Here is a 21,578-nt window from a genome sequence, read left to right as displayed (position 1 = left end):
ATTAAGAGAACCGGAAAAATGATCGGAAGGAGGGGAAAATGCTGGAATTACCGGAAGCGGAAGCGCGGGCCCGGCAATTGAATGAAACGCTTGGCAACCGAAAGATTGCGACGGTGGAAATCGGCGCTTCGCCGCACCGCTTCGCGTTTTACTCGGCCGAACCGGAAGAGTACCGCCGGCACCTGGTCGGCAGGCATTTTTCCGGCGCCCGCGGCCTCGGCGGGCAACTGGAGTTCACCGCCGGAGATTACGCGCTGGCCTTCTCCGACGGCGTGAATTTGCGCTGGCTTCCGGCCGGAGAACGTCCGCCGGCCACACACCAGTTGCTGATTCATTTCGAGGATGGCAGCGCCCTGGCCGGCACCATTCAGATGTACGGCTTTCTGACGCTCTTTCCGAAAGGCGGGATTCCCAACGATTATTACCGGGTCGCCCTGGAAAAACCCTCGCCGCTCACCGACCGGTTCAGCGAATCCTATTTCATGGGCCTGCTGGACCAATGCCGGCCGAAGCTCAAGATCAAAGCCGTGCTGGCCACCGAACAACGCATTCCCGGACTCGGCAACGGTGTGTTGCAGGATATTCTGTTCAATGCCCGCATCCACCCGAAAAGCGAACTGGCGGCACTGTCGCAGCCGCGGCGCCGGGCGCTCTTCCACAGCGTCAAACGGACGCTGACCGCAATGGCGGCCGCCGGCGGCCGCGACACCGAAAAGGATCTCTTCGGCCGACCGGGAGGCTATCGGACGCTGCTCTCGGCCAACACACGGAACCGTCCCTGTCCAATCTGCGGCGGTCCGATTACCCGCCAGGCCTTGCTCGGCGGCAATGTCTATTTCTGTGCCGCCTGCCAGCCGCTGTAACTCCACTTCCGGCCGTTTGACCCGAATGCCGGAGCAAGCCTGGTTTATACCATTTCATTATTCTGGTCCGGCATTCAGAATTTATCACAAATTTAACTGCCGGCGATCGCTGCAATAATCAAATTATTTCAGTGATAACAAAATCGGCAAAAAATTGACGCTCTTTCCATACATTAAAGAAATTTTTATTTTTTATCCATAATATTTTACTTTTTAATAAAGGAAACCAGCTTATTCGGCCAATGTTTTTTACCATCGAGTTGACAATAATTCAATTCGGTATTATACTTATTCATATTTCAGAGAACTTTCCATTAATGGTTTTCTCAAAAATCATGATCGTCAAAACATCGAACTACTGTATGAATGCGAGGCCGGTTTTCACATGAGGGGACGCAAGAGATTTCTCGGAATGAACGTCTATGATGCCGCCAGAATGCGCATCGCCCTGATCTTCGAGACCTTTCCCCGGGTCTACGTCTCCTTTTCCGGCGGCAAAGACAGTTCGGTAATGCTCCATCTCTGCGCCGAAGCGGCGCGCCGTTACCGGAAGAAGTTCGGGCTGCTGTTCATCGACTGGGAATGCCAGTATGCGCTGACCATCCGCCACGTCGAACAAATGATCGACCTGTACCGGGACGTCATTGATCTGTACTGGTGCTGCGTTCCATTGCGGACCGTCAATGCGGTCAGCGTCTTTGAACCGGAATGGGTCGCCTGGGAAGAGGGCAAACAGTGGATTCGCTCCAAGCCGGAGTTCGCCATCCGGGACGGACATTACTTTCCGTTCTACCAGAAGAACATGACGTTCGAGGAGTTCGTGCCGGAATTCGGCGAATGGTACGCCCGCAAGATGATGACCGCCTGCATGGTCGGCATCCGGACCAGCGAATCGCTGAACCGCTGGATGACGCTGAACAACTCCTGCAAGCAGATGTTCCGCCGCCGCCGCTGGACCACCCGCTGCAGCCGGTACGTTTACAACATTTACCCGCTTTACGACTGGCGGACCGAGGATATCTGGACCTACTGCGGCAAATTCGGCAAATGTTACAATGAATTGTACGACCGCTTTTACCAGGCCGGCGTGCCGCTGCACCGGATGCGGATCTGCGAACCGTTCGGCAACGAACAGCGCCAGGCGCTGAATCTCTTTCAGGTGATCGAACCGGATACCTGGGGACGGATGGTCGCCCGGGTCAACGGCGCCAATTTCGGTTCCCAGTATGCCAAGGAGCGTGGCCTGATCCTCGGCAACCATCATATCACCAAGCCGGATTCGCGCACCTGGAAGGAGTTCGCGCTGCAACTGCTCAGTTCGATGCCGCCGGCCACCGCCGAGCATTATAAAAACAAATTCGCCGTCTATTTGCACTGGTGGCAAACCAAGGGAGATTATCCGAACGGCATTCCGGATGAACAGGAAGGCGATTCCGGTGCCGCCGACGTCCCCAGTTGGCGGCGTCTCTGCAAATGTCTGTTGAAAAACGACTACTGGTGTAAAATGCTCTGCTTTGCCCCGACCAAAACGGCCAGTTACCAGAATTACTGTAACCTTATGAAACGAAGGCGCGAACAATGGAAATTGATCTGAAGGAATTTGAAGCCGTCCCGGATTGGGCCGCCAAGCAGCCGATTGCCAAAGTCTATTGGATTCCGATCGGACTCATTGAAGCCAACGATTACAATCCCAACACGGTGGCGCCGCCGGAAATGAAACTGCTGCGGCTGTCGATCGAAGAGGACGGTTACACGCAACCGATCGTCGTCTGGCTGCGCAAAGACGGCATTTTCGAAGTGGTCGACGGTTTCCACCGCTATCTGATCGGCCGTCAGAAAGGTCTGCCGCATTTGCCGGCCGTGGTGATCAACCGCCACGAGAACGAACGCAGCAACCGGATCGCCTCGACGATCCGTCACAACCGGGCCCGCGGAAAACATCAGGTCCTGGAGATGAGCCAGATCGTCCTGGAATTGAAGCGGCGCAATTGGAGTGACGCGAAAATCAGCAAAAACCTCGGCATGGACGCCGACGAAGTGCTGCGGCTCTCCCAGATCGGCGGCCTGGCCGAAGCCTACAAGGACCGGGAATTTTCCACCGCCTGGCGCTAGCGGGCGCGACCGGTCAATCGGCGGTTGAACTCCAGCTTTTGAGGATACGGCGTTTCTCCAGCGGCAACGGTTTCAGGCGGCGGATGATCCACAAACCGGGCGACAACACCAGGACGGCTCCCAGGAAATAGAGCCGGTAGCCGGCCAAGCCGCCGAACGAAATACCGCTTTCGACGGTATTTCTCAACAGGGATCCGGCCAACAGCATGCCGGCCAATCCGGCGCCGGAGCCGTTGATGACGGCGATGAACATCGACGAGCCGACCCGGTTCTCCACCGGCACGGTCTGCAGGAAATAGTGAATCATCGAATTGCTCATGCTGACGGTGGCACCGCCGGCCAGCAGAAACGGCAGAATCATATAATACCAATGAAACGACGCCGGCGCGCACAGCCACAGCACGGCAACTCCCAGCAGCAGAGCGTAAGCCGCCAGAATCGTATGGCGCGGCCCGATCCTTTCGGCGACCCGGCCGGCCAGAAAGGACATCAGCGCCGAAGCGGCGAATTGAACCAGCGCGTAGAGCAGCGCCTCGGTGTCGCTGACGCCGTAGCCGCGTTTCAGCGTCAGCATCGAAACCGGCACCAGCATGATGACGCCGAGATTGATGGCGAATCCGGCCATGATCTGTCGCCGCAGCACCGGATTGCGGAAGGCCATCAGCAATTCGCCGCGAATCGGTTTGGCGGCCGACCGGCGGATATGGCTGGTCTCGTCGACTTTGCGGATGAAGCGCGACGAGGAGAACCCCAGCGTCGCGCCGACGACGATGATGCCGGTCAAGGTCCAGAGACTCTGGCTGACGTGCAACAGCAAGCTGATGATCGTCAAAGCGATCAGGCAGGAGCAATAGAACAAGCCGCCGGTCGCCGCCAGGAAGGCGGCACGATTTTCATTGGTGGTAATGTCGCCGTACAACGGCTGCGACATGACGACGCCGGCGGCCCGGAAGCCGTAAAACAGGAAAGCGCCGGTCAACAGCACCGCCATGCCGAACGGCTGGCTCCAATACAGCGAGATGACCGCGGAGGCCGCCACCAGCAGCGCGGCGACGTTGCGCAACACCCAGAACAAAGCCTGGCTCGACGCCGCGCCGACGCGGGCGGTGGTGATTTTGCCGAGCGGCAGCAGCAGGTAGCCGAAATAGAGCATGGCGCCCAGCGCGGCGATGAAAGAATCCGGACAGTGCAGCCGGACCGCCAGCAGGATGATGACCGTCTCGCCCAGGCACATATAGGAGAGGCCGTTGATCAGATTGAAAATGTTGAAATTGCGACGCGACGAAGCCTGTCGTTCCGGCGACAACGGTTCATCGAAAATCATGCCAATCCCCTTCCGGCCTGTTCTGGTTGTTCCACCGACCTTATACTATAACCGCCGGGCCCCTTTATTGCCAGCCGGAACCACATCATTTGCGGTTACAATAAAGTAAAAATTCCGGTGCAAACACTCTTTGCCGAAGCATATCAAGCGTAGAGTGTTTGACTTTTCTTGATTGCCGGTTGTCAAAAGAATTCAACTTCGATTTTTTGCGGTTCGACCCTTGAAAGACCGAATTGGAAATACTACATTTTGTCAAGGGCAACCTTCCACGTTATACTGTTTTGTAAGCGATTACAATATAACGTGTTAATCGATAGATTGCCCGTCTTTTTTTCCGATTTCATGCAATATTCAGGTCAGTCGTTTTCAGGCCCTGAAAGATGGAACTCTATGTGATCTGGTTCAAAAACTAGTGGGTGTCGAAGGAGTAATTGAAAACGGTCCTGATGCCGGTTCGTCGTCAAAAAAAGGGAAGGGATTCCGGTTTCCGGACGGAATCCCTCTTTTTTGATGATGTATCGCCATAGGCTTAAACGAAAGGGGCGCTCCGCTCTGATGGAGCCGGAGCGGTTGCTTTCTTATTTTTTCAGGAGAAACATCAGCGTTTCGCCAAGTCGCATATCCACCTCGAGTTCGGTAATGTTGTGCCCGTAAAACCGTTTTTCATACACTTCATAGGGATTGCACGGCCAAGGGAAATACAACGTGCGCTTCCCGGTGGTTTTCGCGTGGATAGTGACAAAGTTATCGTTGGCGTATAAACAATCGTCCGTATGAGTGTACAGGTGACAACCGGCGTAGCGGGCGAAACCGGCCAGCAATTCGCTGCGCAGAATTTGCGGCGCGCAATAGATGCTGGTCCAACCGGCCGGCTGGACCTTCAGACCCAATGCGACACCGTCGAAATTAAGATAGCGTCCGAGCGCTTCCACTTCCGGATCATCGATCAGAAAACCCGGATACATGTAGGGCGGCGGCAGCACATTGCCCAGCCAGACGTTGCTGTGCACATCGCGGTCGATGTAACCGTACCGGCGATCCGGATCGGCCAGCGACAAGGCCGGATGAGCCGGATCGGTGATTTTGAATCGCGGTGAGCAGGTCCGGTCGATCCGCTTGATTTTCATGCCGATGAGTTCTTCGATATTGGCGTTGCCGATGCGCTGCTCAGCATCCGGATTGATGAATCCGGGCGCATACAGCCAGACCGCCACCGCGTTGTTTCTGGTCAGTTTGGCGGTGATTGCCTGCCGCTCGGCATCGGTGAGCACGAAGGTGTTGATCATAACGTACAGCTTGTAATCCGGCATGTCCGGCCGGGCCAGGTCGTCATGAAAATAGTAATCCACCGGAGCGCCGATGCGGGCCAGGTCGGAAGTCCGGTAAAGATCCAGCATCAGCGAACTGGTGTTCTGCGAGACGTAATGCAAACTTTCCTGATCGAAAATCAAGGCGATTTCATTGTGTTTCTCGCGCGGAATGCTGTAGGCGTAAGCGGCGATTTCCTGCTGGCGTTTGAACAGTGCGTAGATATCCGGATGCTCGTAACGGCCGCCGTCCGGGTGCTGGTCGAACCACCAGGCGTAGATGTCCTCGCAAAGGTTGCGGGCGAAATCCCGTTTCAGCGTATGGATGGTGTCGGCGATATCGTACAGGCCCATCGAGTCGCGGTAGAAGTCATTTTCCAAGTGGGTCCGGCTGTCCTCTTCGACGACGTAAATCTGATTGCGCAGCCGGAAGGAATCCTGCATTTCCCGCTGGGCGACGTAGCCGCCGGGTTCGCGGTTGTTGTAAACGCCCGGCGCCGCCAGGAAATCCAGCAGTCCGCTGTCCAGAATCGGCAGCGTGGCTTCCGCCGTGGCCAAATCATAATAATCGGTACAGCCGTAGGAACCGTAAAAGGCGCCGACCAGTTTGGTATCGGCATAACGACGGCGGACGACCCGGGCAAAGTGAATGATGGTGTTGGCGACGCCCCGATGCCAGGCGTGGTAGAAATCGGCGACATGCTGAAAACGGTCGGCATTGAGAAATACGCCGATATTGGTCTGGTCGGCCGGATTCAGTTCAATTTTTTTACCGATCGTCCGTTCGGCGCTCTCGAAGTTCAGCATGGCGTCCAGGATTTTGTCGTCGATCCGGGTGTGGACCCGCTCTTCCAGCGGCGGAATGATCGGCGCGGCAAAGGTGGCGTCCGGTTTTCGCCAGGCGCGGCGCAAAGCTTCTTCGGTGCCGTATTTTTCCCGCAAGATCCGCTCGTATTCCCGGCGGAACGCCGGACTGAAATCGCCGTACAAATGATTGGCATAATCGGTCAGCGGATTGCACGGATACCACTCGGAAGTGCCGCCGGCCGCCAGAAAATAGCCGATGACCCGCCCGGCATACGGCGTCCGGTCGATGGTATCGAAAAATTCCTGCAGCGCCTCAGCGCCGTCCTGCCGCCAGGCATCGGAACACAGGCTGTACATGCCCGGCAAGTGCTGTTTGTGCACTTCGCTGGCGACGATGGTGGGTTTCAAGGAACCGTCGTTGTATTGCATGAGGTCGTCCCGGTGGCGTTCGATCCAGTCCAGCGGCGGATGCAGGCCGATGCGGACGATGATATAAGCGTCCGGAACCGCCGCCAACAGCGTTTCGGCCTGACGGCAGAATCGTTCCGTACCGCTGGGAGCACTGCTGCGGTTGCCGCTTTCGTCGGTAAATTCTCCGCCGGGCTCCAGCCAATCGGTGTTGCACATCAGGAAATAAATTTTAATGCCGGATTCCCCCAGGTGCCGCAGATAGTCCGGCTTTTTCATGCTGACGGTCATCGCCATCGGCGGATACGGTTTGCCGTCGACGATGATGCTGGGTTCCCCGTTGTGCTTCTGGATGCATGCTCTGGCCATTGATACAACCCTTTATCTTATTGTTCGGTTTCAAACTCAGGAAGCTCTGGAACAATAATAGCCGCACCGAAACGATTTGCAAACCGTTTTTCCACTGATCGGCATGAAATTCAACCGGGGAGGCAATACGCGGTCATCGCGGCTGTCTTTCCGCTCCGGCGGCCCTGCCGACGGAAGGGCAATCGGCGGAATCGGCGGAAATCATCGATTTATTTTCGATTTTCCGGCTTTGCCTCTTGACAAAAAACAAAAAATTTGCTATACTAAAAACAATTGGTAGCAGGTGCAATCAAAAGAAAGAGAGAGAAATCGGCGGAAAGATGGCGGTAACGATCAAAGACATAGCCTTGCGGGCCGGCGTATCGCATCAAGCCGTATCGGCGGTATTGAACGGCAAAAGCAACTGTCGTGTCTCGGAAAAAACCCGGCAGCGGATTCTGGCTTGCGCCGGTGAAATGGCTTACCGGCCGAATTATTCGGCCCGCTGGCTGAAAAGCCGGCGTACACAGGTTATCACGGTGGTGGCTTATCCTTTGCTGCGCGAGGGCGGGTTCGGGATGGAATTCCATCCGCCGTTCCTCGGGGCGGAGTCGCTGCAGCAAATTTCCTGCGCGATCCGTGAACGCGGTTTTGCCATGAAGCTGGAATATGCCTGGCCGGGTACCGATCTCAAAACGCAGTGTCGCGAAATTGTCAATCCGAATTTGACCGACGGTATCATTTTCTATGGTTATCATGGGAATGACTTCAATGAACTGTTGGAAAAGATCAATTTGCCGTATTTGTTCTTCGGCCATTACATCGAGGTCGAACGCCGCGATGTGCCGCTGTTGGGGCTGCAGCGGCGAACGGGAATCCGGTGCGCGGTCCGGAGTTTACTGGCCTCAGGGCGCTCCCGGATCGCTTATTGCGGTGTTGCGGCCAATCCGTCATTGCCGCTTCTCCGTGAGGAATTGGAACTGGCCGGTGTCTATGAGGCGAAACGGATTCACCTCGTCGGCGATTATTATGATTTGCGGCGCTGGCTGGAATCCTGCCGGCCCGGCTGTTTTGATGCGGTCATCTGCTCCAATGATGTGGTGGCGAACTGGTTGTACCGGGAATTGCAGTACCGCGGCATTCCGGTGCCGGATGAAGTGGCAATCGTCGGTTATGATAACGATCCGAGTTACGATTTCATTTCCACCATCGGGCTGGACAGCGCGAAGTTCCACGCCCGGGCAGTCGAGCTTTTGACCGGTTCGATTGAGCACCCTTCCCGGGAAAAAATTCATGAAGTTTTTCAAACCGAATATTTTCCTCGTCAAACAACCCCCAATCATTGAAGGAGAAAAAAATGACAGGACCGCATAAATTCACATTGATAGAGTTGCTCGTCGTAATTGCTATTATAGCAATTCTTACTTCCATGTTGCTTCCGGCGCTGGGGAAAGCCAAAGCCGCCGCCCAGATGATCAAATGCAAATCCAATTTAAAGCAGATCGGGCTCGGCTGGCATTTTTACGCCGATGACAACAACGATCAATTGCTCGCCGGCTTTACCAACGGTTATCGCCTGTTCGACAACAACCAGCCGTGCGATCTGGTCGGCTGGACCGACATCCTGCTGAAGGAATTGGCCCGGGTCACCGACAACAATCCGGGCGGCGCCAAAAATCTTTTCCTCTGCGGTAGCGACAGCCAGCATAAGGATGCCTGGTGGTATGCCAGGCTGACGCTGAGTTACGGTTATAACCCTTTCCTCGGCACGCCGGCCGGTGAAAATGTTCTTCTGGTCAAAGGCCAGGAAGAACATTGTATCGCCAAACTCTCCAACCTCAACAATCCGGCCGGCACCGCCGTGGCCGGCGACAATTGGGGGTTTTTCTCGGCGACCAGGCCGGATGCGGTCTGGGTGGACGGTGAAATGTACGCGTTGAATACCGGTAAACTTTCCGTCGGCAATTACGGCGCGCACAACCGGAAGATGAATGCGTTGTTTGCCGATGGGCATGTCGGCGACATTGATGATGGAACTTTCGAAATCGCCCCGGAAATCTGATCGACCGGCAGGAGAAACAACCGATGAATTTCAAACTGTTTTTATCATTGATCGTGACACTGGCCATTCCGGCCGTCCTGTGGAGCGGAGATGCGCTCTCTTTGCCGCGCCTCCGTAAAAAATTGATTGAATGCAGTTGGACGACGCCTTCGGTGGAGTTCCTGCGTGATAATATCCGTGAAATGGAAGCCGACGCCCCGTACGACGGCATCCGGATCAAACTTGAAGCAACCGTGACCGAAAACGGCCGGGAATTTCATTGTCAGCCCTACACCATTTTTTCCGCCGTGCCGTGGCGGTACGAATATTTCCGGGAACAGATTGAAGCGCTCAAACAAGTTCCATTCAAACGTTTTACCGATAATTTTCTGATGACGACCGTTTGCCCGGGAGTCGCCGACTGGTTCGATGACGCGGCCTGGTCGGCAGTCTGCAACAATTTCGCCATCATGGCGAAAATCGCCAGGGAGACCGGCATGAAGGGTATCTGTTTCGACCCGGAGCAATACAACACGCCGCTTTTTTCCTATTCGCCCGGCTCGCCGTACAGTTACGAAGCGACGCTGCAACAGGCGCGGCGGCGGGGAAGGCAGTGGGGCGAGGCGATTTTTCACGAATATCCGGCCATCACCATCCTGTCGTTTTTCTGGATTTCGATGAATTTGGGATGCGCCTATGCGGACCAACCGGAAGAACATTTGCAAAAGGCGTTGATCATTCCCTTCATCAATGGGGTTTACGACGTGCTGCCGCCGGAAGCGAAACTGGTCGACGGCCACGAAAACGGCGGCTACCGGGCGACAACACCCGAACAATTCTTCCGCCTGCTCTATGATGTCAAAAGTTTGGCGCCGGCTTTGATCGACGAAAGGAATCGAGAGAAGTATCGTCGGCAAACCCAGTTGGCCCCGGCGATTTATCTGGATGCCTTCTTTGTTCATCCGCCGGAATCGATGTGGTATCTGCCGGCACCAGAAACCAATCGGCTGGAGGTTTTCCGCCGGGCCTTGCACAATGCCGCCGCCGTCTCCGACGAATACCACTGGACCTGGGGCGAACAGTGCCGCTGGTGGGATTGCGATTTCGAACCGTGGCAGGAAGAATTGGTGCACCGGAACGGTTTCGGCAATCGCTGGGAAGAGAGCGTCCCCGGCGTGACCCGTACCATTCGTGAAGTCATGGAGCCGGTGCCGGCGGCGCCGCCGGAACATTCTGCGTTGAAAAATCTGCTGATCGGCGGAGATTTTGCTGCAGACTCCCCGGAAAAGGCGAAATCAAACTGGGGGTTTTGGCAGCAGGAAGGTCGATCCCATGGCGATTACACCGTGGTTGCCGATGGCACGGTGAACGGCTCCGCCGCCATGCGGCTGGCCGGTGTTGCCGACGGATGCCTGCTGCAGGAAGTACCGGTCGCCAGCGGAAAGCGTTATCTGGTGCGCGGCAAAGCCAGAGTCCACGGGCAGGGAAACGCGACATTGCTGATCCGCTGGAAAGACGCTGCCGGCAAATTCAACGATGACAGCTCGATGCTTTATATTGCACCGGAAAGAAGCGACGACGGACTGCTGCATTTCGAAGCGGCACTCGAAGTGCCGCCGTGCAGCGTCAAGCTGCTGCCGCTTTTCGGCACCTCCGGTGCCGTTGACGAACGGGATTTCACTGATTTTGATGAACTGGCCGTCGACGAATTATAACATCGGGCCGTCGTACAGAAACGCCAGGCGCAGGAAAACCGTTCCGGATTGCCGGAACGGTTGAAGCGGCGACTTTCGGCCGGCCAGTAACGGGAGGAAGAGTGGAAGACTTGGCGTTGTTCCGCCTCCGGGTATCAGCCGAAACGCTTTTTCCGAGGTGATCGCTCTGACGGCGCCGGGATATCCCGGCGCCGTCAGAGTTTTTGCACCGGAAGAAGAGCGCTTGGCAAAGCGTCGTATTTTCACCGGGAGATAGACGGTTTGTTGCAATGTAGAACAAGCAGGATGAAAAAAATTTCCGAATAAAATCTCGAAAGGGTTGACTTCGGCTTCAAAATTTGCTATTATTCCTCTAGCAAAGAACTGATCGATCAATTTTCCCGGAGAAAGAAATTCAAACCGTCAAAAAAGGAACGGAAACAAAAATGAAAAAGAAGATTCTTAATTTTACATTGATAGAATTACTGGTCGTAATCGCGATCATTGCGATTCTTGCCAGCATGCTGTTGCCGGCCTTGGGCAAGGCCAAACAGAAGGCGTTGAGCATCACCTGCGTCAACAATTTGAAGCAGAACATGCTCGGCGTCCAGCTCTATGCCAACGACAGCCAGGACGTCATGCTGGCCTATTTCTACGATGGAAAACTTGAATTGACCTGGAACAAAGCACTTTACGAGAATCAATATGTCGACTCGGCGATATTTTTCTGTCCGTCGGTCAAGCAACTCGATTATCAGAATGACGGGATGGCGCCTTACCGGACCTATGGAGTTCTCAACCTGAAAGACAATTTGACCTTCTATGACGATCACAAGGAACAGTGGGGTAATTTCGCTTCTTTCGGCAATCCAAATTGGTGGTACGCCTTTTACGCTCTTTCCCAGATGAAACAACCGACCGAAATTCCCCTCTTCATCGATACCCTCATCGCTTCCGGGACGGAGCAGGGCAGAGGACACTTCAACTGCTATCCCCTTGCCGCATCGGAAAATGCGGCAGCCAGCCTCAATCACGGCAGTACCGGCAATATCGCTTTCGCCGACGGCCACGCCGAAGCCCGGACTGTCGGACAATTCCGCGACCTCGACTTCACAACGCTGGTGGTCGACGGCGTCGTCAGGGAATACACCAATTGACCGGAGCCGGATAAACGGGCAGAATGCCTTTTCAGAATTCTAAATGCCAATTCGGACATCGCAAGAGATCGTTCTTGCTTTCGTCCGAATTGGCAATACAATACAGTCGGACTCGTTTCCGACGGTAATTTTCATGAAACATGGGAGAAGATTATGAAACGATGGTGGTTGGCGGTGTTGCTGACGATGATTGCCGGGCCAGTGTCCCTGCGAGCTTTGCAGGCGGAAGATCCGTTGGTGCTCAATGATTTCCGGTCGCCGGGCGCAATTGAAAAACTTTCGCTGCGGGCGGCGAAGGGCGAATTGATGGCAGCGGACGACGATCAGGCGCCGGCCGGCTTCCTGGTCGATTACGAGGCCGGGGAAGAGCGCTGGCCGGCGCTGATTCTGCGCGGGGAAGCGCTGCCGGAGAAGAATTGGATTCTGTACGACCGCCTGACGGTAAAAATTTACAACCCAGCGGCAACCGAAGACAACACCCTGCAATTGTGCGTCCTGAACCAGGGCGGCAGCCGTTCATACCTGCCATTGAAATTATCCCCCGGCTGGAATACCGTGACATTGCCGGTCAATCGGCGCCTGACCACCGAGCTGCCGGTCGAAGAGCTTCATTTCTTCCTGACCGACCCGAAAGAACCGCGCCAATACGGTTTCGCCGACCTGACGCTGCACGGTCCATTGCACCTGGAGCGCCTGAAAACCGCGGCGGAATGGCAAACCCCTTATGAAAAATCACTCCGGCAGCCGGCCAGTCCGGACGCCGGACTGCAGCAGCGCCGGGAAGCGGTGGAAACCGCCTATGCCGAGGCGCTGGCGGACTTCAAACAGGCCGGGGCGCCGTCGCCGCGTTATACCGCGCAGGTGGCGCTGCAGTCATTGCTGCCGCAGTTGGAACGGCTGCGCGGCCTGATCGCCGCGCAGGCGGAACTGGCCGCTTCGCCGGATGGCGTATTGACCGCCTGGGCGGACGGCATCACCCGGGTGTTCCCCGAACAGGGCCTGGACGGCAAGACGCCGGGGCGGCTCAGCCTGGCCGCCAATGAGACCGAAGGCATTCAACTCTGCCTGATGCCGCAGGAAGACTGGACCAACGTATCGGTACGGGCGGACAGCTTCCGGCAGGCCGACGGCACGGTGCTGGACGCCGGAAATATCGCCATTGCGCCGGTCGGCTTCGTCAACACGGTCCAGCCGTGTTATCCGGTGGAATACACCGGCTGGACGCCGGATATCTTTCTCGACTACCTGCCGCAATTCGAGGTCAAAAAACAGCGCTGGCAGCCGGTCTGGCTGGATGTCCGCGCCCCGGCCGACCAGCCGCCCGGCCTCTATGACGGCATCATCACCGTCACCGCCGACCAGCTGGCCGAACCGCTGCAAATCCCGCTGACCATCGAAGTCTGGCCGTTCGTCCTGCCGGAGAAGAACTCCTTCCCGCTGGCGTTCAACGAGATCAGTTACGGCGACTTCGTTTATTCGCTGGTGGCGCCGGAAGCGACGCCGGAAGACTATCAGGCGTATCTGGAATATGTGGCCGGCGACCGGCCGGAACTGGACGGCAACGCCGAGCAAATCCGGCTGGCCGTCGAAAACTGCGAAGCGATCATTGCCGCCCATCGCGTCCCGACCGACAATCTGTACCGCAATACGGTGCCGACCGAACGGGAATTGCAGGAGCGGCTGGACAACCGCAATACGATGGTCAATCTGCTCTACGTCCACGGCCTGGACGCTCTGCCCAAACTGCGGAAAATCCTGCCGGCCGTCGAGCGCAACGACTGGTGGGACAACGTTTATATCTACGGCTTCGACGAGGTTTCGCCGGAAGGCTTCGCGCTGATGCACGACGTATTCGGGGCAATCCGGGCCGAATATCCGAAACTGCGGACGATGACCACCGCCTACGACCACTCCTTCGGGCCGGACAGCCGGTTGGACGAGTTGATCGACATCTGGGTGCCGCTGACGCCGGTCTACCTGGATACGACGGCGGAAGCGGAAGCCGCCCGGCAGCGCGGCCGGGAAATCTGGTACTACGTCTGCTGCTTCCCGGTGCCGCCGAGCGCCAATTTCATGATCGAATGTCCGGCGACCGGCACCCGGCTGCTGCCCGGCTTCATGGCGCGCCAATTCCACAGCGACGGCCTGCTCTACTACCAGTTGACCTTCTGGCGGACCAACCAGACCCGGACCGGGGCGGACGGCACTACTGAAATATTGGAAAACCATCCGTGGCCGGAACCGCTCCGGGGCGGGCCGTATACCAATATGAACGGCAAAAGCTGGGCCGATTTCAACGGCGACGGCATGCTGCTCTATCCGGTGCCGGGCGGCGCGGTGCCGTCGCTGCGGCTTAAATTCCTCCGCGACGGACTCGAAGATTATGAATATCTGCAACTGCTGGAATCGCTGGTCGCCCAAGCGAAAGCCGGCGCGGTGAAGATGGCGGACGGCGATCTCGAACAGGCGGAGAAGTTGCTGGCTCCCGATTGGGATTTCATCCGCTCGGATACCGAATATACCCGCGACAGCCGGGAAATACTGCGGCGGCGGCGGCAGATCGGCGAACTGCTGGCCCGTTACGGCAATTCCCGCTGACATCTGCCGTCCCGCGATTCGATCCGGATCCGTTGCCAGGATCCGGCCGGAACGGACTTTTACCGTCTGTCGTAACCGGTCGGAACTCCGGGGCTTGAAAGGCCCCGGAGTTTTGCGGTGTGAATGTTACCGGCCGAGCGCAGCCCGTTCAATCAGTGCCTGCTGCAGCGTATCGTCAAGCACGACGAAATAATTGCTGTGTCCGCTGATCCGGATCAGTAAATCCCGGTGCTGCTCCGGGCAAGCCCGGGCTTCGCGCAGAATATCCGCGTCCTGCAGGCTCAATTGCAGATGGAACCCGCCCTGCGCGAAAAAAGCTTCAATCAGCGACCGGGTTTGCCGGCGGCCGGTTGCGTCGGCCAGAAGTTCCGGCGGAAAGGTCAGCGAAATCGGAGTGCCGTTGGCATACAGGTCCGTCCGTAAGTTGGCGGCCGACCTCAGCAGTGACGTAGGAGTCGCGCCGGCCGATTCGGTCGGAGCCGCACCGTACGAAACCCTTTCACCCAGCCGGCGGCCGTCCGGCGTTGCCGGGATCTCCGCGGCATAGACGTCGCTCAGGAAACGGAACAGGGAGGGACTGAGCTGAACATCATGGTTCAGTTTTCGCGGCAAAACGACCTGAGCGATAAAGCCGGACAGACCGCGGGCCAGTTCATCGCTTTCCGGGTTGCCGGTGCCGTATTTGCCGGGCAAGTTGCGGCAGCGCTGATAGAATGACTCGTCGGGGAAATTCAGTCTGACCTGTTCAATCAGCTCGGCTAGTTCAAAAGCGCCGGTGTCGAACACCAGCTTTTTGATGACGTAGAAGCTGTCGGCCAGCGTTCCGAAGCCGAGGATGTTCAGGCCGAACCAGTTGTACTTGGCGCCGTAATGTTCCGGCAGCCGGCCGGAGTGGCCGCAGTCGGCCAGGATTCCGGCCAGGAACGGCGAGGCCGATTGAGTGGCGTAGCGTTCCCGGATAAGCTGGTAGCCGGGCAGATAATGCTGTTCATAACGCTCGATAAAGAATTGTTTCCACGCCGCCAGAAAAGTGTCGAAATCATCAAATTGCCGGGCTTGCCGCTCTTTCAGGAAATCCAGCAGAACAGCCGGCAGGGAGAGTTCGAGCGCGGTCGTCTGCCCATAGGTGCAGCCTTGCACGTTCGCTTCATAACAGCCGATGATGGCATAATGGCAGGCATCCGTTTTTTCCGCTCCGGTATTTTCCAGAGCCTTGATGACTACCGGATCATTGAAAAATGACGGCATGCCGAAGCCGCCGGCCGCCAGAGTCAAGGCCGCCGCCCAGGCCTCGTCGCCGGTTTGCGGCGTGACCCGCAGCGAAAGCGACGGCTGACGCATCTTTACTGCCGCCTGCGCCCGCATGATCAGGCAGCTCAGTTCGTTGCCGGCCTCCCGGCCATTGGTGTCGTAACCGCCCAGAACCAGGTTCTGCGAGCAGTCGCAATAAGAAACTTTTTCCGCAAAACACATCCACAGCTCCTCGGCCTGCTCCACGGTCAGGCGGCCGCACTGCCGGTCCCGGCGATAGAATGGATACAGGAACTGGTCCAGCCGGCCGAACGACATGCTGTTGCTGCCCAACCCTTCCAGATGCAGGAAAATTTGGATGAAGTAAGTCAATTGCAGAGCTTGATGAAATGTTTCCGGTTTATCGAGGATAAGCCGCCGGCAATTTTCGGCAATCTGCCGCAATTCGACTTGCCGGTCCCGGCAGTTCTCCTGTTCTGCCAGATTTGCCGCTTCGTCCGCGTAGCGTTCAATCAGGAGCGACAGACTCCGCCAGGCGTGCAGCATGGCTTTTCGGTTGGTTGCGGTTTCAGGCGTGGACGGTTCAATGGCGTCGATCCGGGCGATCATACCGCCGAGGCCGACTTGCAGAGGCAGCCGGTAATCGGCCGAATAATGACCGCCGTTGGGGAAAAAACCGTACTCGCAGCAGCAGTCGATTTCATAGATATCGCTGCCGACAATCAATTCGTATTCCTGGATGCGGACCGGCAGTTCCCGGGCGGCAGCTCCCAGGTAATCCGCCATTTTAACGACGGGCGGAGCGGTGCGGCTTTTGGCGGCAATCCGTTGAAAGATACCGTTCAATTGTTGTTTGTCGGCAATTTCCCAGGCGGCCGGGCGCTGCTGGAAACGTTTGACGATTTGTTCAAGACGATGATTCATCGCTGACTCCTTTGGTTTGATCCGGAGGATCATTGGGAGAAATGATTGTTCCTGTCCTGCCAGCCGAGCTGGCTGGAAATTTGATTGGCGCCGTTGATTACCAGTTGGCCGAACCGCTCGAACAGTTCGGCCGCCGAACCGTAAACCGTGGAAGATGAAATGCCGACCGCCCCCTGCAGCGAACCGGTATAATCGAAAACCGGAGCGGCGCAGCAGACAATTCCGCGGCTGAATTCCTCCCGGTCCAGCGCATAACCCTGCCGGCGGACCGTTTCCAGTTCGCGGCGCAGTGCCGCCGGTGCGGTTATGGTATTGGCCGTGTAAGCGACAAGTTCCCCGCTGAGGAGCTCATGCCGGTCATCTTCCGCCGCCCAGGCCAGCAATACTTTGCCCGGCGCCGTGCAGTGCAGCGGATAATTGCCGCCGACGGCGCTGGCGACCCGGACCATCCGGGTCGAATCCAGTTGTTGAATATAGAATGCCCGGTTGTCCTTCAAAATGGCCAACTGAGTGCTCTCTTTGGTTTGCTGCCAGATCGCTTTGATGACGGGGATGGCCAGCGTATGAAGGGTCATGCCGGACAGAATCCGGCTGAAAATCTGAAAGGGCTGCAGGGTAATCCGGAAAGTCGCGGCTTCCTCGTCACGGCTGACCCACCGCTGTTCGATCAATTCACTTAATATTCTGGAAATCATATTTTTGTTGATGCCGGTTTCCCGACTGAGCTCCGCAATTGACAGCGGTCGCTGCACGTCGCTCATATATTCCAGAATGATCAGAGCCGATTTCACTGCCGGAGCGTGGGATGACATAAATTTCCTCTTATTTGAAATATATTTATTTTATCAGAATATATATATTATACAGAGCGATTTTGCCTTGTCAAGAACTCCGGAGTAAAATCTGTCAAAAAAAAACAGGATCGCTTCCCGCCACCCCGTCCGGAGGCTGGAGATAAAAAAATACCGCTTCGGTTTTGAAGCGGTATCGGCAAGATCGGTTGATTTTCGGCCGGTCAGTAACAGGTGGAAGACTTGACGTTGTTCCACAACTGGCTTTTGAGGTCGATTTTTTTGCGCTGTTTGGAAGCCAGAGCGATCGGCACGTGCGTAAAGTGGTCGTGCCAGTGGCCGATGACGATGTCGGTTTTGCCGGCCATCGCGGCGTGGACCGCGTTCTGGGCCAGCATTGAACAGAACACCGCATCGGTGCCGTTGGCGGCGAGCGAACGGATCATGTAGCTCGGATCGAAGTATTTCAAATTCAATTCGATGTCGCGCTGCTTGAAATATTCGCAAATCCGGTCTTTCAGCAGCAAGCCGATGTCGTCATGCAGGATGTTGCCGGAAGCGTCGGTCCGCTGATCGGTTTTGAGGAAAAGATCCTGTCCGGCCCCTTCGGCGACGATGATGACCGCGTGGTGCTTCTTGGCCAGCCGGTGTTCCAGATGCGGCAGCAGCGCGTCACGGCCGTTGCCGTCGAGGATGATCGGCGTTTCCGGCACCAGGCAGTAGTTGACGTGGGAGTTGGCCAGCGTCGCATAAGCGGCGATAAAGCCGCTGTCGCGTCCCATCACTTTGATCAGCCCGATGCCGTTGTAAGCGCCCTTCGCTTCGTTGTTGGCGGCGGTGATCACCGAGTTGGTCGCATAGACGGCGGTTTCGAACCCGAAGGACTTGTCGATAAAGCAGACGTCGTTGTCGATCGTTTTGGGGATGCAGACGACGCTGATCGAGAGCTTGCGCCGCTTGATGACGTTGGCGACGTCGTGTGCGCAGCGCAAGGTACCGTCGCCGCCGATACAGAACAGCATGTTGATATTCATCCGCACCAGCGTGTCGACCATCTCATCTTCATCCTGGCGGCCGCGGCTGGAACCGAGCACCGAACCGCCGCTCTCATGGATGTCGTCGACGCTGTCTTCGGTCAGAATTTCCGGCTGGAGGTGAAAGCTCGGAATCAGGCCGCGGTAGCCGTATTTGATGCCGTAAACCATCGGCACATTGTATTGCAGCTTCAGCGTCCGGGTCAACCCTTTGATGACATTGTTCAACCCCGGACAGAGGCCGCCGGCAGTCAGAATCGCCGCCTTGCACCAGGATGGATCGTGGAAAATTTTCTCCCGCGGTCCGGCCAGCTCGAAGGACGGCAGCGGAGCGCCGCTTTTGACCAGTTCGGTTATTTCGGAAGATTCTGCCGCGTGAACGATCCGGGCATTGTCGGAAATGAAATTGGCTTTGCGGATCGGCGAGGTGATTTTCGCGTCTCCGAGTTGTTCGACAGTAAATTCACGGTAGTCCATAATCCTTTACAACCTCCAGGTCTGGGATCCCAGTACAAAATCATTCCTGTAATTTATCATAAATTTCCCCTTTTTCCAGCGGCGGATTGGATAAAAAAATATCAATTCCCGGTACGGCGTCCGGTTCGAACGGAAAGGAAATCAAAACGGAACCGACCGGCCACAATCGCTTGCATCCCGGCGGCGGAACGATTCGTTTGAAAATGAAAAGGACAACCGCCATCCCGGACGGCAGACGCCGGAATGGCGGCAGAAAACGATATGGCGATTTCAATAGAGAAACAGCATCTCGCGATATTTCGGCAGCGCCCACAAGTCGTCGTCGATCAGCTTTTCCAGCTTGTCGACGCTGCGGCGCAGGCGCTGCAGCGCCATGATGACCTGTTGCGCGTCGAAATCGATCAATATTTGTTCCAGCGCGTTGGCCGCCTGGCTGGCTTCCTGAAATTCCCGGTTGATCCGGGTCATCATCTCCTGCTGGACCTCGGCCGTCAGCCCGGCCCGCTGCAGTGCGCCGGCATCGTGGCCGTAACGGCCCAGTTGCTTGCTGACCGCCGGGAAAATGATGGTCCGGGCCAGGCTCAAGGCCAACTCCCCGTCGATTTTGGTCCGGGTCCGGAAGTCATCCATGAAAACTTCGTAGCGGGAGAGCAGTTCGGCTCTGGACAAGACTTGATATTTTTCGAACAAGGCGATGTTTTCCGGCGTGATGAAGCGCGCCAGCGCTTCCGGCGTCGTCCGGTAATGCGGCAAACTGCGTTTTTCCGCCTCTGAAATCCAGTCGCGATGGTAATTGTCGCCGTTGAAAATGATCCGTTTGTGGGTTTTGATGATCGACTGCAGCTTTTTCTGCAGCACATCATGGAACTCGGTCGGGGGGGCGGTTTCCAGCGTGGTGGCGATTTCGTCCAGCGCTTCGGCGACGATCAGATTGAGCACGATATTGGAACCGGCGCAGGAGTGGCTGGAACCGGGGGCCCGGAATTCGAATTTGTTGCCGGTATAGGCGAACGGGCTGGTCCGGTTGCGGTCGGTGGTGTCGCGCGGCAGCGGCGGCAGCGCGTCGACGCCGATGCGCATGAAATCGCCTTTCTTCGACGAAGTGGCGCCGCCGTGCTCGATCTGTTCGATGACGTCGGTCAACTGCTCGCCGAGGAAGATCGAAATGATCGGCGGCGGCGCTTCACTGGCGCCGAGCCGGTAATCGTTGCCGACGCCGGCGGTCGCCGCCCGCAACAGGTCGCCGTGCCGGTCGACCGCCTGAATGATGGCGCACAGCGTCGTCAGGAAGATGGCGTTCTCATGCGGATTGCTGCCCGGGTTAAGGAAATTCAGCCGGCCGGCGCCGATCGAATAATTGTTGTGCTTGCCGGAGCCGTTGATGCCGGCGAACGGTTTTTCATGCAGCAAACAGACAAAGCCGTGCCGGTCGGCGATCAACTGCAGAATTTCCATCGTCAGCATATTGTGGTCGACCGCCAGATTGAGCTCCTCGTGCATTGAGGCGACTTCGAACTGGGCCGGTGCCGCTTCGTTGTGGCGGGTCTTGGCCGGGATGCCGAGCCGCCACAACGCCAGGTCGACTTCCGTCATGAAAGCCAGCACCCGCGGTTTGATCGCACCGAAATAATGGTCGTCGAGCTGCTGGTGTTTCGGCGGCGGCGCGCCGAACAGAGTCCGGCCGCACTGCACCAGATCCGGCCGGCAACTGTACAGCCGCTTGTCGATCAGGAAATACTCCTGCTCAGTGCCGAGCGTCACCTCCGGTTTGGCGTCGACCGATTCGCCGAAGCAATGCAGAATCCGGGAGATTTGTCTGCCGACCGCCTGAATGGAACGCAGCAGCGGCGTTTTTTTGTCCAGCGCCTCTCCGGTATAGGAACAGAACGCCGTCGGAATGCACAGCGTCGCGCCGTTGCGGCCGCGCTTGATAAAAGCCGGACTGGTCGGGTCCCAGGCGGTATAACCGCGCGCTTCGAAGGTGGAACGCAAACCGCCGGACGGAAAACTCGAAGCGTCCGGTTCGCCGACGATCAGGTTTTTGCCGGAAAAATTCATGACGATGCCGCCCTGGCCGTCCGGTTCGACGAAGGAATCGTGTTTTTCGGCGGTGGAACCGGTCAGCGGCAGGAACCAGTGCGTATAGTGCGAAGCTCCCTGCTTGAGCGCCCACTGCTTCATCGCGTTGGCGACGTCGTCGGCGATGGCCGGGTCGAGCGCCATGCCGTCTTTGATGGTATGCTGGAGTTTCAGGAAGGAGTGTTTCGGCAGATATTCTTTCATGACCGACAGGGAAAAAACATCCTTGCCGTAAACTTCCTTGATCAAATCTTCTTTCACCAACTCCGGAACCGTGAACGGTTGGGATGCGATCGACCAGACCGCACGCTTTCTGGCTGAGCTAGTCATGCTGGGTGTTTGCCTCCGGTCACCTCCGGCCGT

At 56.8% G+C, this 21,578-nt stretch carries 15 protein-coding genes; 8 read left to right on the top strand and 7 right to left on the bottom strand.

Annotation, left to right across the window (positions count from 1 at the left end):
• Positions 1–38 precede the first annotated feature (38 nt).
• The 3 genes from HWX74_RS08425 to HWX74_RS08415 all read left to right on the top strand — a co-directional run bounded on the left by HWX74_RS08425 (position 39) and on the right by HWX74_RS08415 (position 2,975).
• Complete coding sequence (locus HWX74_RS08425; RefSeq protein ID WP_176013119.1) at positions 39–863, top strand: DNA-formamidopyrimidine glycosylase family protein; 825 nt, start codon at positions 39–41, stop codon at positions 861–863.
• A gap of 412 nt (positions 864–1,275) precedes the next feature.
• Positions 1,276–2,457, top strand: a complete 1,182-nt coding sequence (locus HWX74_RS08420) for a phosphoadenosine phosphosulfate reductase (RefSeq protein ID WP_217704895.1) — start codon at positions 1,276–1,278, stop codon at positions 2,455–2,457.
• Positions 2,442–2,975, top strand: coding sequence for a ParB/RepB/Spo0J family partition protein (locus HWX74_RS08415; RefSeq protein WP_176013117.1), 534 nt, complete (start codon positions 2,442–2,444; stop codon positions 2,973–2,975). The genes HWX74_RS08420 and HWX74_RS08415 overlap by 16 nt, the downstream gene beginning before the upstream one ends.
• Positions 2,976–2,988: 13 nt before the next feature.
• Here HWX74_RS08415 and HWX74_RS08410 read toward each other — a convergent pair whose 3' ends face one another.
• The gene (locus HWX74_RS08410) at positions 2,989–4,299 is read right to left on the bottom strand and encodes an MFS transporter (protein WP_176013116.1); all 1,311 of its coding nucleotides are present in this window, start codon (positions 4,297–4,299) and stop codon (positions 2,989–2,991) included.
• A gap of 578 nt (positions 4,300–4,877) precedes the next feature.
• Positions 4,878–7,190: a hypothetical protein gene (locus tag HWX74_RS08405; RefSeq protein WP_176013115.1), complete on the bottom strand. Its 2,313-nt coding sequence runs from the start codon at positions 7,188–7,190 to the stop codon at positions 4,878–4,880.
• A gap of 320 nt (positions 7,191–7,510) precedes the next feature.
• Between HWX74_RS08405 and HWX74_RS08400 the strand changes: the two genes are divergently transcribed.
• The 3 genes from HWX74_RS08400 to HWX74_RS08390 are packed head-to-tail and all read left to right on the top strand — an operon-like array spanning position 7,511 to position 10,925.
• Positions 7,511–8,515 carry a LacI family DNA-binding transcriptional regulator gene (locus HWX74_RS08400; protein ID WP_176013114.1) on the top strand — a complete coding sequence of 335 codons (1,005 nt, stop codon included), beginning with the start codon at positions 7,511–7,513 and terminating at the stop codon, positions 8,513–8,515.
• 11 nt (positions 8,516–8,526) lie between these two features.
• A complete protein-coding gene (locus HWX74_RS08395; protein WP_176013113.1) occupies positions 8,527–9,231 on the top strand; it encodes a prepilin-type N-terminal cleavage/methylation domain-containing protein in 705 nt (234 codons plus the stop codon).
• Between the two features lie 23 nt (positions 9,232–9,254).
• A complete protein-coding gene (locus tag HWX74_RS08390) occupies positions 9,255–10,925 on the top strand; it encodes a hypothetical protein (protein WP_176013112.1) in 1,671 nt (556 codons plus the stop codon).
• On the opposite strand, the gene HWX74_RS08385 is transcribed toward HWX74_RS08390, so the two are convergent.
• Entirely contained in the window at positions 10,920–11,300 is a 381-nt protein-coding gene (locus HWX74_RS08385) for a hypothetical protein (RefSeq protein WP_176013111.1), read from the bottom strand. The two genes, HWX74_RS08390 and HWX74_RS08385, sit on opposite strands and share 6 nt — an antisense overlap.
• A gap of 50 nt (positions 11,301–11,350) precedes the next feature.
• On the opposite strand from HWX74_RS08385, the gene HWX74_RS08380 reads away from it, so the two are divergent.
• Positions 11,351–12,061 carry a prepilin-type N-terminal cleavage/methylation domain-containing protein gene (locus HWX74_RS08380; protein ID WP_176013110.1) on the top strand — a complete coding sequence of 237 codons (711 nt, stop codon included), beginning with the start codon at positions 11,351–11,353 and terminating at the stop codon, positions 12,059–12,061.
• A 153-nt stretch (positions 12,062–12,214) separates the two neighbouring features.
• Positions 12,215–14,659 (top strand): DUF4091 domain-containing protein, encoded by a 2,445-nt coding sequence (locus tag HWX74_RS08375; protein ID WP_176013109.1) that lies wholly within the window; start codon positions 12,215–12,217, stop codon positions 14,657–14,659.
• Positions 14,660–14,785: 126 nt separating this feature from the next.
• On the opposite strand, the gene HWX74_RS08370 is transcribed toward HWX74_RS08375, so the two are convergent.
• From HWX74_RS08370 to HWX74_RS08355, 4 genes are all read right to left on the bottom strand, one after another.
• On the bottom strand, positions 14,786–16,834 hold the full coding sequence (locus tag HWX74_RS08370) for a pyruvate formate lyase family protein (RefSeq protein WP_176013108.1): 2,049 nt from the start codon (positions 16,832–16,834) through the stop codon (positions 14,786–14,788).
• Between the two features lie 29 nt (positions 16,835–16,863).
• Positions 16,864–17,646 (bottom strand): IclR family transcriptional regulator, encoded by a 783-nt coding sequence (locus HWX74_RS08365; protein WP_176013107.1) that lies wholly within the window; start codon positions 17,644–17,646, stop codon positions 16,864–16,866.
• 203 nt (positions 17,647–17,849) lie between these two features.
• The gene (locus HWX74_RS08360; RefSeq protein ID WP_176013106.1) at positions 17,850–19,136 is read right to left on the bottom strand and encodes an ATP-dependent 6-phosphofructokinase; all 1,287 of its coding nucleotides are present in this window, start codon (positions 19,134–19,136) and stop codon (positions 17,850–17,852) included.
• Between the two features lie 270 nt (positions 19,137–19,406).
• Positions 19,407–21,545, bottom strand: coding sequence for a glutamine synthetase III (locus HWX74_RS08355; RefSeq protein ID WP_176013105.1), 2,139 nt, complete (start codon positions 21,543–21,545; stop codon positions 19,407–19,409).
• Positions 21,546–21,578: the final 33 nt, after the last annotated feature.

The sequence above is a fragment of the Victivallis sp. Marseille-Q1083 genome (genome assembly GCF_903645315.1).
In the GTDB taxonomy this organism is placed as follows: Bacteria; Verrucomicrobiota; Lentisphaeria; order Victivallales; family Victivallaceae; genus UMGS1518.
Note: the sequence above shows the minus strand (reverse complement) of the source record. Positions and strands in the feature narration are given on the sequence as shown.

Bases quoted from the DNA above. Each gene is read 5' to 3' on its own strand.
- HWX74_RS08425 (WP_176013119.1), top strand. From the start codon at position 39: ATGCTGGAATTACCGGAAGCGGAAGCGCGGGCCCGGCAATTGAATGAA.
- HWX74_RS08420 (WP_217704895.1), top strand. From the start codon at position 1,276: ATGAACGTCTATGATGCCGCCAGAATGCGCATCGCCCTGATCTTCGAG.
- HWX74_RS08415 (WP_176013117.1), top strand. From the start codon at position 2,442: ATGGAAATTGATCTGAAGGAATTTGAAGCCGTCCCGGATTGGGCCGCC.
- HWX74_RS08410 (WP_176013116.1), bottom strand. From the start codon at position 4,299: ATGATTTTCGATGAACCGTTGTCGCCGGAACGACAGGCTTCGTCGCGT.
- HWX74_RS08405 (WP_176013115.1), bottom strand. From the start codon at position 7,190: ATGGCCAGAGCATGCATCCAGAAGCACAACGGGGAACCCAGCATCATC.
- HWX74_RS08400 (WP_176013114.1), top strand. From the start codon at position 7,511: ATGGCGGTAACGATCAAAGACATAGCCTTGCGGGCCGGCGTATCGCAT.
- HWX74_RS08395 (WP_176013113.1), top strand. From the start codon at position 8,527: ATGACAGGACCGCATAAATTCACATTGATAGAGTTGCTCGTCGTAATT.
- HWX74_RS08390 (WP_176013112.1), top strand. From the start codon at position 9,255: ATGAATTTCAAACTGTTTTTATCATTGATCGTGACACTGGCCATTCCG.
- HWX74_RS08380 (WP_176013110.1), top strand. From the start codon at position 11,351: ATGAAAAAGAAGATTCTTAATTTTACATTGATAGAATTACTGGTCGTA.
- HWX74_RS08375 (WP_176013109.1), top strand. From the start codon at position 12,215: ATGAAACGATGGTGGTTGGCGGTGTTGCTGACGATGATTGCCGGGCCA.
- HWX74_RS08370 (WP_176013108.1), bottom strand. From the start codon at position 16,834: ATGAATCATCGTCTTGAACAAATCGTCAAACGTTTCCAGCAGCGCCCG.
- HWX74_RS08365 (WP_176013107.1), bottom strand. From the start codon at position 17,646: ATGTCATCCCACGCTCCGGCAGTGAAATCGGCTCTGATCATTCTGGAA.
- HWX74_RS08360 (WP_176013106.1), bottom strand. From the start codon at position 19,136: ATGGACTACCGTGAATTTACTGTCGAACAACTCGGAGACGCGAAAATC.
- HWX74_RS08355 (WP_176013105.1), bottom strand. From the start codon at position 21,545: ATGACTAGCTCAGCCAGAAAGCGTGCGGTCTGGTCGATCGCATCCCAA.